This is a genomic window from Caulobacter sp. GW821-FHT05F04 (genome assembly GCF_059419665.1).
Map to the genome: position 1 here is coordinate 764420 of NZ_JBWKSF010000002.1, position 16783 is coordinate 781202.

Annotated in this window: 12 protein-coding genes; 6 read left to right on the forward strand and 6 right to left on the reverse strand. The window is 67.2% G+C overall.

Annotation, left to right across the window (positions count from 1 at the left end):
* Positions 1–61: 61 nt before the first annotated feature.
* A complete protein-coding gene (locus tag AC07R7_RS08035) occupies positions 62–1468 on the forward strand; it encodes a leucyl aminopeptidase family protein (RefSeq protein ID WP_494634761.1) in 1407 nt (468 codons plus the stop codon).
* A complete protein-coding gene (locus AC07R7_RS08040; protein ID WP_494634762.1) occupies positions 1465–2298 on the forward strand; it encodes a C40 family peptidase in 834 nt (277 codons plus the stop codon). Before AC07R7_RS08035 ends, AC07R7_RS08040 begins: the two co-directional genes overlap by 4 nt.
* A gap of 122 nt (positions 2299–2420) precedes the next feature.
* On the opposite strand, the gene AC07R7_RS08045 is transcribed toward AC07R7_RS08040, so the two are convergent.
* Entirely contained in the window at positions 2421–3119 is a 699-nt protein-coding gene (locus AC07R7_RS08045) for a c-type cytochrome (RefSeq protein ID WP_492836993.1), read from the reverse strand.
* A 165-nt stretch (positions 3120–3284) separates the two neighbouring features.
* Between AC07R7_RS08045 and AC07R7_RS08050 the strand changes: the two genes are divergently transcribed.
* From AC07R7_RS08050 to AC07R7_RS08060, 3 genes are all read left to right on the forward strand, one after another.
* Positions 3285–4022 (forward strand): 3-deoxy-manno-octulosonate cytidylyltransferase, encoded by a 738-nt coding sequence (locus AC07R7_RS08050; protein ID WP_494634763.1) that lies wholly within the window; start codon positions 3285–3287, stop codon positions 4020–4022.
* Positions 4019–4873 carry a prephenate dehydratase gene (locus AC07R7_RS08055; RefSeq protein ID WP_494634764.1) on the forward strand — a complete coding sequence of 285 codons (855 nt, stop codon included), beginning with the start codon at positions 4019–4021 and terminating at the stop codon, positions 4871–4873. Before AC07R7_RS08050 ends, AC07R7_RS08055 begins: the two co-directional genes overlap by 4 nt.
* A gap of 75 nt (positions 4874–4948) precedes the next feature.
* Positions 4949–5365 (forward strand): MAPEG family protein, encoded by a 417-nt coding sequence (locus AC07R7_RS08060; protein ID WP_494634765.1) that lies wholly within the window; start codon positions 4949–4951, stop codon positions 5363–5365.
* A gap of 135 nt (positions 5366–5500) precedes the next feature.
* On the opposite strand, the gene nadC is transcribed toward AC07R7_RS08060, so the two are convergent.
* From nadC to nadA, 3 genes are all read right to left on the reverse strand, one after another.
* A complete protein-coding gene (gene nadC / locus AC07R7_RS08065) occupies positions 5501–6349 on the reverse strand; it encodes a carboxylating nicotinate-nucleotide diphosphorylase (RefSeq protein ID WP_494634766.1) in 849 nt (282 codons plus the stop codon).
* The gene (locus AC07R7_RS08070; protein WP_494634767.1) at positions 6346–7860 is read right to left on the reverse strand and encodes an L-aspartate oxidase; all 1515 of its coding nucleotides are present in this window, start codon (positions 7858–7860) and stop codon (positions 6346–6348) included. The genes nadC and AC07R7_RS08070 overlap by 4 nt, the downstream gene beginning before the upstream one ends.
* A 130-nt stretch (positions 7861–7990) precedes the next feature.
* Positions 7991–9079 carry a quinolinate synthase NadA gene (gene nadA / locus AC07R7_RS08075; RefSeq protein ID WP_492836987.1) on the reverse strand — a complete coding sequence of 363 codons (1089 nt, stop codon included), beginning with the start codon at positions 9077–9079 and terminating at the stop codon, positions 7991–7993.
* Between the two features lie 709 nt (positions 9080–9788).
* Between nadA and AC07R7_RS08080 the strand changes: the two genes are divergently transcribed.
* The gene (locus AC07R7_RS08080; protein WP_494634768.1) at positions 9789–12725 is read left to right on the forward strand and encodes a TonB-dependent receptor plug domain-containing protein; all 2937 of its coding nucleotides are present in this window, start codon (positions 9789–9791) and stop codon (positions 12723–12725) included.
* A gap of 225 nt (positions 12726–12950) precedes the next feature.
* Here AC07R7_RS08080 and AC07R7_RS08085 read toward each other — a convergent pair whose 3' ends face one another.
* Both AC07R7_RS08085 and AC07R7_RS08090 read right to left on the reverse strand, forming a co-directional pair.
* Positions 12951–15251 carry a TonB-dependent receptor gene (locus tag AC07R7_RS08085; RefSeq protein ID WP_494634769.1) on the reverse strand — a complete coding sequence of 767 codons (2301 nt, stop codon included), beginning with the start codon at positions 15249–15251 and terminating at the stop codon, positions 12951–12953.
* 235 nt (positions 15252–15486) lie between these two features.
* Positions 15487–16761: a DUF5690 family protein gene (locus tag AC07R7_RS08090; protein ID WP_494634770.1), complete on the reverse strand. Its 1275-nt coding sequence runs from the start codon at positions 16759–16761 to the stop codon at positions 15487–15489.
* Positions 16762–16783 lie beyond the last annotated feature (22 nt).

A 16783-nucleotide genomic window follows, 5' to 3' on the forward strand; every position in this document is an offset into this window, starting at 1 on the left:
GCCCATTGTCCGGGCGCGGCCCTCAAGGAATCGTTAAGCATAATTTTAAAGGACTTCGTCGATGTCCGACGCGACGCATCCGATCCTGGCCTCGGCGCAGGGGCAGGCGATCCCGGTCCATCCGGTGAGCGAGGCCGAACTCGAGGGCTTCCTGGCCAGAAAGCGCGCGCCCGTAAGGACTTACGCCGCCGCCAACGCGTTCACGGCCAAGGCCGGCCAGGTGCTGGCTGTGCCCGGATCCAGCGGCGCCGTCGAGCAGGTGCTGCTGGGCGCCGGCGCCGGCCGCGTTGATCTGTCGCTGTTCCGCACCCTGGCGGGCAAGCTGCCAGCCGGAGAGTACGCCCTCTCGAAGCTGCCGCGCGGTGTCGATCCGGAGCAGGCGGCCCTGGCCTTCGCCCTGGGGACCTATCGCTTCGACCGCTACAAGAAGCGCGGCGAGCCGATCGCCCGGCTGGTGGCGCCCAAGGGCGTCGACGCCGCCACCGTGACCGCCACGGCCCACGCCTGCGCCCTGGCCCGCGACATGGTCAACACCCCGGCCAACGACATGGGGCCGCTGCAGATCGAGACCATCGCCCGCGAGATCGCCGAGAAGTACGGCGCGGGGTTCTCCGTCATCACCGGCGACGACCTGCTGACCCAGGGCTATCCCGCCGTCCACGCCGTGGGCCGCGCCGCAGTCGAGGCGCGCAGCCCCCGCATGATCGAGATCACCTGGGGCGATGTAGCCCACCCGGTCGTGGCCCTCGTGGGGAAAGGCGTGGTGTTCGACACCGGCGGCCTGGACATCAAGCCCTCGGCCGGGATGCGGCTGATGAAGAAGGACATGGGCGGCGCCGCCCACGCCCTGGCCCTGGGCCGGATGGTCATGGAGGCCGGGCTGCCGGTGCGGCTGGTCATCCTGACCCCGGTGGTCGAGAACGCCATCGCCGGCGACGCCATGCGCCCGGGCGACGTGCTGCGGACCCGCGCCGGCCTGACCGTCGAAGTGGGTAACACCGACGCCGAGGGCCGGCTGATCCTGGCCGACGCCCTGACCCGCGCCGCCGAGCTGAAGCCCGCCCTGACCCTGGACTTCGCCACCCTGACCGGCGCGGCGCGCATGGCCATGGGGCCGTTCGTGATCCCGTTCTGGACGCCCGACGACAAGCTGGCCGGCCAGCTGGAGACGGCGTCGAAAACCGTCGCCGACGCGCTGTGGCGGATGCCCTTGACCGAGGCCTATCGCGAGGCCCTGGACAGCGACATCGCCGACCTCAAGAACGATCCCGACGGCTGGGCCCAGGCCGGGGCGACCACGGCGGCCTTGTTCCTGCAGCGCTTCGCCCCAAATGCTGAAGGTGTGGGACCCTGGGCCCACTTCGACGTCTTCGCCTGGAACCCCAAGGCGCGCCCCGGATTCCCGGTCGGCGGGGAAGTCCAGGCCATCCGCGCCGCCTTCGCCATGCTCAAGGGCCGTTTCGCATGACTTTGGACACTCGGATCACCCTGGCCCGGCCCGACCTGGCCGACCAGCGCCTGGAGGGCCTGGTCCCGGCCGAGCGCTACGCGGCCAGCCGATTGATGGTCTGCGCCGCGCCCGCGGCCGCCATCCGCGCCGCCGCCGCGCCCGACGCCGAGCAGTGGGACCAGCTGTTGTTCGGCGAGGTCTTCCGGGTGCTGGAGGAAAAGGACGGCTTCGCCTGGGGCCAGGCCCCGCGCGACGGCTATGTCGGCTATGTCGCGACCGGCGACCTGATCGAGCAGGGCCACCCGCCGACCCACGCGGTGTCGGCGATCCGCACCTACGCCTTCAGCAAGCCCGACATCAAGTCGCGGCCGGAGGGGCTCTACAGCCTCAACAGCCTTGTGACGATCGAGGCCCGCGAGGGCCGCTTCGCCAAGGCCGCCGGCACGGGCTGGTTCGTCGACGCGCACCTGACCCCGATCGGCCGGGGCGAGAAGGACTATGTCGCCGTGGCGATGCGCTTCCTGGGCGCGCCCTACCAGTGGGGCGGCCGCGAGAGCCTGGGCCTGGACTGCTCGGGCCTGGTGCAGCAGGCGCTCTACGCCTGCGCGCGGGCCTGCCCGAGGGACACCGACATGCAGCGCGGCTTCTTCCCGGAGATCGCCGAGGCCGACCGCCGGCGCGGCGACCTGGTGTTCTGGAAGGGCCACGTGGCCATCCTGCTGGACCCCGACACCATCCTCCACGCCAACGCCCACCACATGGCCACGGCGATCGAGCCCCTGGCCGAGGCGATCGCCCGGATCGAAGCGACGCCGACGGGCGCGGTGCTGGGATATCGGCGGGTTTAACACCCAACTCCCTCTCCTTCAGGGAGGGGGACCGTGTGTATTTAAGGCAAGGTCACAGCCAAACAAAAAGGCCGCGCAGCTTTCGCTGCGCGGCCTCTTCGATCTTGTCAGCCTTGGAAGGCTTAGGCCTTCGGCGGGGCCGTCGCGCCACCGGCGGCCGGAGCGGCCGGAGCAGCGGCGGCGCCAGCGGCCGGAGCCGTCGTGCCGCCCGGAGCGGCCGGGGCCGCGGCGTCGGCGGCGGGCGCGCCTTCGGCCGGAGCGGCGGCGGCGGCCGGACGCGGCGGCGGGATCGGCAGCTTCGAGCCGAGGCTGTGCAGGTAGGCGATGACCGCGATGCGATCTTCCGGCTTCTTCAGACCCACGAAGGTCATGTTGGTGCCGGGGACGTCCTTACCCGGGGCCTTCAGGAAGGTGTACAGGGCGTCGTAGTCCCACACCGGGGTCTTGCCCGAGAAGTCCTTCATCGCGCCCGAATAGTTGAAGCCCGGGTGGCCGGCCGGCTTGCGGCCGACGACGTCCCAGAGGCCCGGGCCGGTGGCGTTGGCGTTCGAGGCGTCCAGCTTGTGGCAGGCCGCGCACTTGGCCGAGACGGCGGCGCCGGCGGCCGCGTTGGCCGGGGTCAGGACCGCGTTCCAGTCGGGCGGGGTGTCGACCGCCGCGGCGGCGCCGCCGGCGGAGTCTTCCTGGACCGCGATCTCGTAGCCGGCCTTCTCGACTTCATGCTTCTTGAAGACGATGTCCGACGCTTCTCGCAGACCAAAGATGATGAGGCCGGTCAGCAGCACGCCGCCAGCGATCTTGTTGAACGTCAGGTCGCTCATTTCAGCCTAGTCAGCCTCTTGTCGGCCCACCCCAGGGCGGGCTTTGAACCAGCGCCTCGGACTCGCGATACGAGTCTCCAGCGCACGTCATGTTGCGCTCGCGTCTCTTACACGCTACCGCCCCTCGCGCAACCGGTCCGCAAAGATTTGAGACCCAGAACCGCCATGAACCCGATCGTCCTGATCCCCGCGCGGATGGCCGCGACGCGTCTGCCCAACAAACCGCTGGCCGACATCGGCGGGACGCCGATGATCGTCCGGGTTCTGGACCAGGCCCTGGCGGCCGGCATTGGCCCTGTCGCCGTGGCGGCCGGCGATCGCGAAATCGTTGAGGCCGTTCAAGCCGCTGGCGGCGTGGCGGTGCTGACCGATCCTGATCTGCCATCGGGTTCGGACCGGATTCTGGCGGCGCTGGCCGAACTCGATCCGGGGTTCGAACATGACGTCGTGATCAACCTGCAGGGCGACATGCCGTTCGTCGATCCGGCCGTGCTGAGCGACTGCGCCCGGATACTTAAGGAGTTCGACGACGCCGATATCGCCACCGTCGTCGCCCCGGAAGCATCAATCGCCGACCGCTCGAACCCGGACGTGGTCAAGGCCGTCCTGGCCATGGAGGACGACGGGCAAAGCGGCCGCGCGCTCTATTTCACCCGTTCGACGCTCTATGGCGACGGGCCGGTATGGCGCCACATCGGCCTCTACGGCTATCGCCGCGAGGCGCTGGTGGTGTTCAACGACGCCGCGCCGTCCGCCCTCGAGAAGCGCGAGAAGCTGGAGCAACTGCGCGCCCTCGAGCTGGGCCTGACCATCCGCGCCGCCGTGGCGACGAGCGCGCCCATTTCCGTCGACAATCCTTCCGACCTCGAAGCGGCCCGTAAGCAGGCCGAGGAAAACGCATGAGCATCCTCAAGAAGATCGCCTTCCAGGGCGAGCCCGGCGCCAACAGCCACGAGGCGTGCCGGACCTACTTCCCGGACTACGAGGCCTATCCCTGCAAGACCTTCGAGGAGGCGTTCGAGGCCATCAAGACCGGGATCGCCGCCCTGGGCATGATCCCGATCGAGAATTCGATCGCTGGCCGGGTCGCCGACGTCCACCACCTGCTGCCGGCCTCGGGCCTGAAGATCATCGGCGAGCGCTTCAAGCCGATCCGCTTCCAACTGATGGCCAACAAGGGCGTCAAGCTGGAGGACGTGAAGGTGGTCAGCTCGATGCCGATCGCGCTGTCCCAATGCCGCAACAGCCTCAAGCGCCTGGGCGTGGACACCGAAGCCGCCGGCGACACGGCCGGGGCGGCCAAGGCCCTGGCCCTGAAGCCCAACCCGACCCACGGCGCGGTCGCCCCGGCCCTGGCGGCCGAGATCTACGGCCTGGACATTCTGGCCCGCGACATCGAGGACGAGCGCCACAACACCACCCGCTTCCTGGTGATGACGGCCGACAAGACCCCGCCGGCCCCGGACTTCACCCACCGTTGCGTGACCAGTTTCGTGTTCCGCGTCCGCAACCTGCCGGCGGCGCTGTACAAGGCGCTTGGCGGCTTCGCGACCAACGGCGTCAACATGACCAAGCTGGAAAGCTACATGGAAGGCGGGAACTTCACGGCGACCTTTTTCTACGCCGAGGTCGACGGCCGGCCGGAGGATCGCTCGCTGGCCCTGGCGCTGGACGAGCTGAAGTTCTTCTCGGAGAAGTTCGAGATCCTGGGGGTCTATCCGGCCGATCCGTTCCGGGATCGGGGCCAAGGTTAGCGCCGTCCCCCAACGTCACCCTTCCGATATCGGCGTTATCCCGTTAGGCTTTCCCAAAACAAGGGGAGGGTTTACGTGAATAGTTCGATGATCGCGCCGGTGATGGCGCTGGTGGCCTGGTCGCTGGTGATCTGGGTCTGGATGTACGTCCAGCGGATCCCGGCGATGCAGAAGGCCGGGGTCAAGCCGCAGGACGCCCGCTTTCCGGGCTCGCTGGACATCCTGCCGGATTCCGCGCGGCAGGCGGCCGACAACTACAACCACCTGATGGAGCAGCCGACGATCTTCTACGCGGCGGCGCTGGCCATCCAGGTCGCGGGCCACGCCGACCCGATGGCGGTGCATTTCGCCTGGGTCTATGTCGGCGTGCGGGTGCTGCACAGCCTGCTGCAGATCAGCATCAACCTGGTGCCGGTGCGGTTCCTGCTGTTCGTGATTTCGACGGGCGTGCTGGCGGCGATGGTGGCGCGGGAGTTGATGAAGGTCTTCTGACCGCAAACCATTCTTGTCATCCCGGAAAGCCCGCAGGGCTTGTCCGGGACCCAGGGACAGCCGCATTGCATTGGCCCCTGGGTCCCGGCTGTCCGCTTCGCCGCGGCCGGGATGACAAGCTATTTCTGGCTTCGACTAAACCGCGTCCAGCCCGATATCCAGCACCGGCGCCGAGTGGGTCAGCGCCCCGACGCTGATCACGTCGACGCCGGTCTCGGCGATGGCCCGGACGGTGGTCAGGTTCACCCCGCCCGAGGCCTCCAGCACCGCGCGGCCCTTGGCCAGGCGCACGGCGGTCTTCAGGTCGTCGAGGCTGAAATTGTCCAGCATCACCACATCCGGCCGATGCTTGAGGGCCTCGTCCAGCTGGTCCAGGCTGTCGACCTCGACCTCCACCTTGACCAGGTGGCCGGCATGGGCGCGGGCGCGCCTCACGGCTTCGCCGACCCCGCCGCAGGCGGCGACGTGGTTGTCCTTGATCAGGATGGCGTCATCCAGGCCGAAGCGGTGATTGACCCCGCCGCCGCAGCGGACGGCGTATTTCTCCAGGGCCCGCAGGCCCGGCGTGGTCTTGCGGGTGTCGACGATGGTCGCCCCCGTGCCCTCGACCAGGCGGACATAGGCCCGCGTCAGGGTGGCGACGCCCGACAGCCGGCCCAGCAGGTTCAGCCCCGTGCGTTCGGCGGCCAGCACGGCGCGGGCGTTACCCTCGGCGCGGGCCAGGATCGCGCCCGGCATGACATCCGAGCCGTCCGGGGCCGCGACCTCGAAGGTCGCGGTCGGGTCGAGGGCCGCCAGCGCCAGGCGCGCGCAGGACAGGCCCGAGACCCGGCCGTCCTGGCGGCTGGCCCAGACCACCGACAGGCGGGCGTCCGGGTCGATGCAGGCCTGGCCGGTGATGTCGCCGGCCCGGCCCAGGTCCTCGGCCAGGGCGTGGTCGACGATCGGGCGGACGAGGATGTCGTCCAGAGGTTGGATAATCATTCGGCGGCGTAGCGGACGGCGGCGTCCGCGCTCGTGAGGGTGACGAAGGTGCGGACCGGCTCGGCGGTCGCGGGGAAGTCGCGGCGATAGTGGCCGCCGCGGCTTTCCTGGCGGGCCAGGGCGGTGTCGACGATCAGCCGGGCGGCGACCAGGGGCGGGCAGGGGCCGTAGGCGGGCTCCAGGGCGTCGATCTGTTCCAGCAGGCGGGTCAGGCCCGCTTCGTCGCGGATCACCCCGGCGTCGCGGCTCATGGCCTTGCGCAGCACCTGGAAGGCGGCGTCGGGCAGGTCGGGCAAGGGCTCCAGGCTGACCGGTTCGCCGCCCGCTTGACCCTCGGCCGCCGCCGCGTGGCCGGCGCGGGCGCCGAACACGGCCGCTTCCAGCAGGCTGTTGGAGGCCAGGCGGTTGGCGCCCTGGACGCCGGTCGAGGCGCACTCGCCGGCGGCGTAGAGGCCCGGCAGGCTGGCGCGGCCGTCCAGGTCCGTGGCGACCCCGCCCATGTGGTAGTGCACCGCAGGGACGACCGGGATCATCTCGCGGCGCGGGTCCAGGCCGCCCGCGCGGCAGGCCTCGAACACGGCCGGGAATTCCTTGGGGAAGTGCGGGCCGACGGCGGCGACGGCGTCGAGGAACGCGCCGCGCCCGGATTCGCGCTCGGCGTGGATGGCGCGGGCCACCACGTCGCGCGGGGCCAGCTCGCGGGCCGGGTGATAGTCGGCCATGAAGGCGCGACCGTCGACATTGCGCAGGATCGCGCCCTCGCCGCGCAGGGCCTCGGTGGCCAGCGGGGCGGGATCGCGGCCGATGTCGATGGCCGTGGGGTGGAACTGCACGAACTCCGGATCGGCGATCGTCGCGCCGGCCAGGGCGGCCAAGCCCAGGCCCTCGCCGCGCACCTCCTTGGGCGTGGTGGTGACGGCGTAGAGGCCGCCGATGCCGCCGGTGGCCAGGATCACCGCCTTGGCGCGGATCTCCACGAGCTCGCCGTCGATCTCGGCCAGGACCCCGACCACGCGGCCGGTCGCGTCCTGAAGCAGACGACGGGCGCGGGCGGTCTCGCGGACCTCGATGGTCGGGACGGCGCGGACGGCGGCGATGACGGCGGCCATGATCGCCGCGCCCGCGCCGTCGCCGCCGACCCGGGCGACCCGGGCCCTGGCGTGGGCGGCTTCCAGGCTGAGCACGAAGTCTCCACCTGTCTTGCGGTCGAACGGCGCGCCCAGAGCGGCCAGGTCGCGGACGGCCTGCGGGCCTTCGCGGGTCAGCAGGTCGACGGCCTTCGGATCGCAGAGGCCCGCGCCGGCGGCGATGGTGTCGGCGGCGTGCAGCGCCGGGCTGTCCTCGCTCGACAACGCCGCGGCCATGCCGCCCTGCGCCCAGGCGCTGGAGCAGCCGGTCGCTAGCGGGGTCGGCGACAGGACGAGCGCCTTGTGCGCGGCCAGCGCGGCGCTGAGGCCGGCCAGGCCGGCGCCGAGGATGACGGGGCCGTCGAAGTCTACGCGTTCGATCATTCCACACTCCACTCCCCTCCCCCTTGCGGGGAGGGGTTGGGGGTGGGGGTGTAAGCTCGGCTCAGAGCCGACACCCCCATCCGACCGCTTCGCGGCCACCTTCCCCGCAAGGGGGAAGGGAGCCAGTTCGTTAAATCAGCTCGACATTCACGTGATGCCGGGCCTTGACCAGGTCGTACCGGGCCGGGACGGCCGGCGGCGGCAGGTCGATCATCCGCTGCACGGCCAGGCGGGCGCGGTCGAGGATGTCGGCGTCGACCGTCACCTCGAACTGCTCGTGAACGAGGGCGTCGTGGATGTTCTGGAGCGTGATCCGCTTCATGTGCGGGCACATGTTGCAGGGGCCGATGAACTGGGTCAGCGGGCTTTCGGCCTGGACGTTGCTGGCCATCGAGCACTCGGTGATCAGCACCACCTGGGCCGGCTTGCGCTGGGCCACGTAGTCGTTCATCGCCGCGGTCGAGCCGGCGAAGTCGGCGGCTTCCAGGATCTCGGTCGGGCACTCGGGGTGGGCCAGGACTTCCGCGCCGGGCCAGGCCGCGCGCATGTCGGCGATGTCGCTGGCGGTGAAGCGCTTGTGCACCTCGCAGTGGCCGGCCCAGGCGATGATCTTGACGTCGGTCTGGCGCGCGACGTTGCGGGCCAGATACTCGTCAGGGATCAGGATGACCTTGTCGACGCCCCATTCCCTGGCGGCCCACTCGACCACCTGCACGGCGTTGGCGCTGGTGCAGCAGATGTCGGTCTCGGCCTTCACGTCGGCGGTGGTGTTGACATAGGTGACGACCGGGATCCCCGGATAGCGCTGCTTGATCAGCCGCACGTCGGCGCCGGTGATCGAGGAGGCGAGGCTGCAGCCGGCCTTCAGATCCGGGATCAGGATCTTCTTTTCGGGGCTGAGGACCTTGCTGGTCTCGGCCATGAAGTGGACGCCAGCCTGGACGATGATCTGGGCGTCCGACTTCGCGGCCTCCTTGGCCAGGGCCAGGCTGTCGCCGACGAAATCGCCGACGCCGTGGAAGATGTCCGGCGTCATGTAGTTGTGGGCCAGGATGGCGGCGTTCTTCTCGCGCTTGAGGCGGTTGATCTCGGCGATCAGCGGGGCCTGGACGCGCCACTCCATCGGGGTGACGTGGTGCTTGACCTTGTCCCAGACGCCGGCGGTCTCCGCCTCGACCTGGGCGGTGAACTCGAGCGGAGCGGCAAACCCGTCAGCCATCTGATACTCCGTTATGCTCAAAGTGAGCATTTCCAGGGCCTCAAAAAACGCCGGAGCTTCCGCGGATGTTCCGCTGGCGACCCGGCGCCAAGGTTATGCTGAAAGTGAGCATAACTGATCCGTACATATAGCCCCTGCTAGCGAGAATGCAAACCCGGCATAAAAGCGCGGCGCCATTTTCCGAGGTGACAGCTTCGCCTTGGAAGCAGCACGTTAAACTACGGCGAGGCGCCCGCAGCGGTCGCCGCTTGCCAAGACCTGCCGCGTTATCGCCAGGTTTCAGGCTTACATATCCGTAATGTGGAAGAAAAATTCTGTCACCAGCGCGACTACGCGGAAAGCTAGGTGCTTTTCGATGCGTTTCAAATGTACAGTATTTAGTGTACAAGTATAAGGTAGGAAGATAAGCGCATCAAATTTCATAATTTTTTATGGAATAATATTATCGATAGTAGTGAACTAAACTTCAATCTCTTTCACAGTCTCAGAATAGGTGCGATCATTACAAACTTGTAAGGCTGTGACTTTATTGCGACAGCCGTTTGGCGACGCATTTCAGGCTCGCGATGTTCGTTGACCTGAGATCCATTAAGTTCGTAGCTCCCCGCCAGTCGGATCCCAATCCGTGATCCGGAGCCGCGCATGTGCGCATGCGCGATGTGAGACGCTGGGGAGTACTACCTTGAATACGAAGTCCATCCGGGAGCGCTTGCTCGCTTCCTCCATGATCTGCGGCGCCGCCGTGGCCGTGCTGGGCGCCAGCCAAGCCGCCGCGCAGACCGCGCCCGCGGCCCAAAGCGACCAGACGCAAGTTGAGGAAATTATCGTCACCGGTTCGCTGTTCCGCCGCACCGACACCGAAACCCCGTCGCCGGTCACCGTGCTGACCTCGGAAAACCTGCAACGCGCCGGCATCGTCACCGCCTCCGACGCCATCCGCTCGATCTCGGCCGACGGCGCCGGTTCGATCGGCACCGGCTTCCAGAGCGGCTTCTCGGCCGGCGGTTCGGCCGTGTCGCTGCGCGGTCTGGGCGTTTCGTCGACCCTCGTGCTGGTCGACGGCCTGCGTTCGACCAACTTCCCGATCAACGACGACGGCCACAACGCCTATGTCGACCTCAACACCATCCCGTTCAGCCTGATCGACCGGATCGAAGTGCTAAAGGACGGCGCCTCGTCGTCGTACGGCGCTGACGCCATCGGCGGCGTCGTCAACCTGAAGCTCAAGAAGTCCTTCGTCGGCGTGGCCGGCAGCGCCGAAGTCGGCGAAAGCGGCCATAGCGACGCCAAGCACCGCCGCATGGACCTGACCCTGGGCTACGGCGACTACCAGGAGAGCGGCTGGAACTTCTACATCAACGGCGAATACCAGAAGGACGGTCGCGTCACGACGCACAGCCGTGGTTTCCCGTTCAACAACCGCGACCTGACCTCGATCGGCGGCCTGGACAACAACTCGGCCGACAACAGCATGGCCGTCCAGACGCCGAACGCGATCGTCTATCGCACCAGCGTCCGCGACCTGAACGATCCGCGCACGGGCTCCGGCACCGTTCTGGACGCGTCGAAGGTCTACACCTCGCTGAACCTGAACTGCGCCAACGGCACGTTCACGCAGACCAGCGCCAACGTGAACGGCACCGGCTGTAAGTGGAACCTGGTCGACGCCTACAACCAGATCGCGCCGCTGCAAAAGCGCTACGCCTTCAACGGCCGCCTGAGCATGCGCCTCAGCGACAGCGTCGAGGCCTATGTCACCGGCAGCTATTCGAGCAACGAAGTCGACATCAAGAACGCGCCGCGCGGCGTTCAGAACACCCAGCCATTCGGCGCCGCTCCGGCCCTGTCGGCCCTGCAGATCACTCTGCCGGTCTGGATCTGCTCGACGGGCGTGAACTGCGCCACCGCCGGGGCTCCGGGTCGCACGCTGAACCCGAACAACCCGTACGCCGCCGCCTACGCCAACGATCCGGCCAACGGCGCCGCGCGTCTCTACTATCTGTTCGGCGACATCCCGGCCGGCAGCAACCGCGTCAACGAAGTCATCCGCGGCGCCGCCGGTCTGAAGGGTAAGTTCGGCGACGGCTGGAACTGGCAAGTCGACGCCGTCGGCGCTCGTGACAACCTGCGCATCCGCCAGCGCGGCTACCTGAACATCGCGGGCCTGATGACCGCGATCAACACGGGCTCGTACAACTTCGTCGATCCGTCGAAGAACACCGAGGCCGTGCGCAACGCGATCTCGCCTGACGTCGTGACGAACTCGCACTCGTCGATGATGTCGCTGGACGGCTCGATCACCCACAAGCTGTGGACCCTGCCGGCCGGTGACATGATGCTGGCCGTCGGCGGTCAGATCCGTAAGGAAGTTCTGGAAAACAACAACCAGAACGCCCGTCTGGACACCTACGGCCTGACCACCTCGTCGGCCTTCGGCAAGCACACGGTCAAGGCCGCGTTCTTCGAAGTGCAGGCTCCGATCACCAGCGACCTGGAAGTCAACGTCTCGGGCCGTTACGACGACTACTCGGAAGGCTTCAGCCACTTCTCGCCGAAGATCGGCGCCAAGTACACGCCGATGAAGCAGCTGGCTTTCCGCGGCACCTACTCGGAAGGCTTCCGCGCCCCGACCTTCGCTGAGTCGGGTCCGCGTTCGCAGTACGCCGGTTTCGCGACCTACGTGCCGCCGACCTCGTTCGTCACCGCCCACGGCGGTTCGTCCAACCCCTACGCCAATTCCTACTCGCTGGGCTCGGGTCTGGTCGGCAACCCGAACCTGAAGCCGGAAACCTCGCGCAGCTTCACGCTGGGCACCATCGTGCAGCCGACCCGTTGGCTGTCGATGACGGTCGACTACTACAACGTCAAGAAGAACAACCTGATCGTCAGCGGCTCCAAGATCTCCGAGGCGAAGGGTGCGTACTTCAAGGGCGCGACCCAGGCTGAAGGCTGCGCCCTCGTGGCCGCCGTGGGCCCGGGCTACTCGTGCAACGTTGTGGACGCGCCGGATCCGCTGTTCCCCAACGCCCTGCCGCGCGTCCTGATCATCAACGCGCCGTTCGAGAACGCCAACTACTCGCAGACCTCGGGTGTCGACTTCTCGGCCCAGGCCAACCTGAACGTCTGGAACGACGTCAAGTGGACCAGCCGCGTCGAAGTCACCCACGTGCTGAAGTACGACCTGCACACCGCCGATGGTAAGGTCCAGAAGTACGCCGGCACCCTGGGTCCGTACGAACTGTCGTCGGGCAATGGTACGCCCGATTGGCGCGGCAACTGGCAGAACACCCTAGCGTTCGGCCGCTACACGGTCTCGGCGACGACCTACTTCGTCAACAAGATCAAGCAAGTCGCCGCCGACGACTACGGCACCACCGACTGCGTTGCTGGCAACACCTACGCCAACAACAACCAGACGGTCGCGCCGAAATTCTGTCACATCAAGAAGTTCATCTACACCGACCTGAACGCCACGGCCCAGATCACCGATCAGGTCCAGGTCTACGGCAACGTCGGCAACGTGTTCGACCAGAAGTCCCCGCTGGCCGCGGGTTCCTACGCCTCGAACCCGAACTTCCTGACCACCTTCCACTACGCCGGCGCCGTTGGCCGGACGTTCAAGCTGGGCGTGCGCTTCGCCTACTAAGACCTGATGACCCTCGGGTCGCCAGTCTGGAGACGGGGCCGGTTCCGAAAGGGACCGGCCCTTTCTTTTTGGACGGAATGTGAGCGGAGCGTCTTCGCCCGACACATCTTCCGATCTCCCCGGCGAACGCCGGGAAGGTCGGATTTTGGCGAGACCCGCCGCCCCAAAGAAAAAAGCCCCGGAGCGCGGGGCTCCGGGGCTCGAGGTTTTCCGGGGAGGAAACGCTTATTTCAGCTTGGCGCTGAGCGAGACGCCGACGATGCGGGGCTCGTTGTAGACGGCGGCCATGTAGTTCTCGATCACGCCCTTGAGGTTCTTCTCGTTCGTGATGTTGCGGCCGAACAGGGCGATCTCGTAGCCCTTGTCGAGGTTCTCGTAGCCCAGCTTCAGGCCGCCCTCGAAGCTGCCCTTGGAGTAGAACTCCTTGGTCTTGTAGAGCACGAAGTTGGTGTAGCCCTGGACGTTCCAGTCGGTGGCCACGAACACGCGGCCGGCCTCGCCGACCGGGATGTCGTAGCGGCCCGTGAAGTTCAGGTTGTACTTCGGGGCGTTCGGCAGCGGCTGGCCGTCGATCTGGGCGAAGGTGTTGGCGCCCACCTTGATCGTCGGGTTCTCGACCGTGCAGACCACCACGCCGTTCAGCGCGCAGACTTGAGCGTAGACGCGCTTGTCCTTGATCTCGCTGTGCAGGTAGCTGGCGCCGGCGGTCAGCAGCAGGTTGCGGACCGGACGCCACTCGAGGTCGGCCTCGACGCCGTAGGCTTGCGCCTTGTCGGCGTTGAACAGCACGCCGTTGCCGTTGCTGTCGTTGCCGTTCAGCTGGATGTCCTTGACCTCATAGGTGAAGGCCGAGGCGTTGAAGCGCAGGGTGTTCTCGAGCAGGAAGCTCTTGAAACCGACTTCGTACGACTGGATCGTTTCCGAGTCCGCCGTGGTGAAGTCGGCGTTGAACACCGCCGAGCGGCCCTGGATGGTCGGGCCGCGGAAGCCCTTGGCCGCGCGGGCGTAGACGCTGACGTCCGGATTGACCTGGTAGTTGGCCGACAGGTCCCAGCTGACCTGCTCGTCGGCCATGCGCACGTAGCGGCGGCCGCCGTAGGTCGACACGTTGGCGGCGTTGTTCGAGGTCTTCACCAGGACGGTCTTCTTGGCGTCATAGGTGTCGCGCAGACCGCCCGTGATCGTCAGGGCGTCGGTCAGCTGGTAGCTGACCTGGCCGAACACCGCCCACGAGGTGTTCAGGTTGTTCAGGCGCACCCAGTTGTTGGGGTTGTAGCCGGCCGAGGTCGGCAGCAGGAAATAACCGCGCTGATAGAAGTCGGTGGTGTCGCGCGAGTCGAAGTACAGGCCGCCGACCTGCCACTTCAGCTTGCCTTCGCCGTTGCTGGCCAGGCGGATTTCCTGGGTCAGCTGGTCGAGGTCGCGGATCTGGCCCATCGACTGGCCGAAGCCGTTCGGCACGCCATTGACCGGGAAGTTGGCCGCCGCGCCGCCGTCGGTGTCGCCACGGCTGTAGCCGCTGGTCGACTCATAGGCGCTGATCGAGGTCAGGGTGACCGGACCGAAGTCGTAGTCGATGTGAGCCGACGTGCCGTAGGTCTTGTAGGCCTGCGGGTTGTTGTTGGCCTCGTCGAGAGCAACCTGGTCACGAGGCGCGGTCGACTTGTTGCTGCCCTTGGTCAGGGCCTGGCGCAGGAACAGGGTCGAGGTGCCGTTGTAGTCGCGGGCGTGGGCCGAGACCAGGACCGACAGCTTGTCGTTCGGCTTGGCCAGCACCTGGATGCGGGCGTCCTTTTCGTCGAAGCCGCCCATGGCGTTCTTCTTCGGCGAGGCGGTGCCGTCGGCGCTGACGCCCGAGAAGGTGTTGTCCACATAGTCGTCGCGGTGCTGGTACAGCACCGAGGCGCGGAACATCAGGCCGTCGGCCAGCGGGCCGCCGACGCCGCCGTCGAAGGTGGTCGTGCCGTAGGTGCCGTACGAGGCCGCGAAGCGGGCGTTGAAGTCCTCGCTCGGCTTGATGGTGTCGAACTTGACGATGCCGGCGGTGGTGTTGCGGCCGAACAGCGAGCCTTGCGGGCCGCGCAGCACTTCCACCTGGCCGATGTCGAACAGCGGGTTCGACTTCAGGACCACGTGCTCCATGATCACGTCGTCATGGATGATCGACACCGGCTGCGAGGCGCCGAGGTAGAAGTCGATGTTGCCCAGGCCGCGGATGTAGAAGCGCGGGAAGATCCGGCCCGTGGTGGTTTCAGCGTAGAAGCTGGGGACCTTGCCCGACAGGGCCAGGATGTCGCTGCCGTCGGCGGTGATGGCGCGCAGCTGCTCGCCGGCCACGGCGGCGACCGACAACGGCACCTTCTGCAGGTTTTCCGAGCGGCGCTCGGCGGTGACGACGACTTCGTCCAGCGCCGTCGAGGCGGTGTCGGCCGGAGCGGCCTGCTGGGCGTGGGCGGCGCCGGCGATCAGGGTCGCGGCGGCCGCGCCCAGGAGCAGGGCGAGCTTGTTGGTGTGGGGAGTACGCATGGTGTTTGAGAGACCCTCGTTCGCGGCCTTGATGGCCGTCTAAGACGCGCCGGCGGCGAGGGAGCAAACCTCCCCGCGCCCGAGCGCTGGGGCGCTATAGCGGGGAATCGATGTCGGTTCAGTGAAAGGTTACTTACTTCCGGCGGGGTGTGGCTTTCTTCTGGCGGGGTGTGGCTTTGGCGCCGCTTGGTGGGGGGCGGGGACGTCGATCCATCGCCCCAGAAGGACGACGGATCTAAGGCGTCGTCTCTCTTTGTCCCAGGAAACGGCCATAGGAGGCGAGTATCCCAAAGGCGCTCAGAGAAAGGCAGACATAGCTGAGCGCCAGGAAGAACGGCAGCCAGTTGACGTCCGGCAGGGCGAACGCCTTCATCAGGAGGATGAGGACACTGCCCAGATAGGCCCAGGTGTCGAACAGGTTGACCAGATAGCCGGTGTTCCCGCCGGATCGCAGGGCGGCGATCAGCCGGTCGGCCAGAACCGAGGTGCACGGTACGTAGCCGAGGTAGATCCCCGCGCCCAGGCTGATCATCCAACCGATGGGGCCGATCATCTTGAGCTGAAACAGGATCGTCGAGATCAGCGCCAGCGCGACGCCGCCCAGCATGGCCAGATGAACGCGCCGGACGGCCTGGCGATTGTCCTTGACGCGCGCCAGCAGCGCGACCGTCACCAGAACCAGCAGCGCGGCCGGCGCCTCCGACAGGGCCAACACCTGCGGCGCCTTCGCGTAGCCCACCGCCCGCCAGATCTCGACGGCGAAATTGTCCCGGAAGTCGCGGACGGTCGCCAGCAGCGCGAAGGCTCCGCCCAGCAGGAACAGTTCCAGACGATGCTGCTGAAAGAAGGCCTGGCGGTCGGCCTTGCGCATAGGGACGCGCGCTGTCCTTTCCTCTTTGTCCTGGCTGTCGGGCGCCGGCGTCTGGGCCAGCAGAAATATCGAACAGGCGATGATCGGCAGGAAGATCGCGCCGGCCAGGGCGGGCATCCAGGTGTCGGCGACATCGCGCTCGACCAGCAGCCACAGTCCGACGCCCTTCACCACGCCCGAGGAGAGAATAAAGCTCGTGCACAGGCCCGCGCCGAGAATTTCGCTGGTCCGACGCCCTTCCAGATAGCGCAGGACCAAGCTCCAGATCATGCCCAGCGGCAGTCCGTTCAGAAACATCGCGAACGGCTTCAAGGTCGTCGGCAGCACGGCGAACAGGACCAGGGAAAGCTCGCTCAGGCCGATCAGCGCCAAGATCAGCCACCCCCGTCCCCGATCGTCGGCCTCGGCGACGATCCTTATGCCAAGGGCCTTGGAGAGCGTGTAGCCGAGCACCTGGCTCAGGATGAGGCTGGCCTTGAAGTCGAAGGCGAAGGGCCAGCCGACGATATGATCATAGGTCGCGGCGGTGAACGGCTTGCGAAACGCGTACATGCAGAAATAGGTCGCGAACGCGAACGACAGGGCCCAGGGCGCGACCAGCCCGCGACGCTCTCGCAGAAAGTTCCTCAGGCCATCCATCGCGCACTCCGTCAGCGCCGTG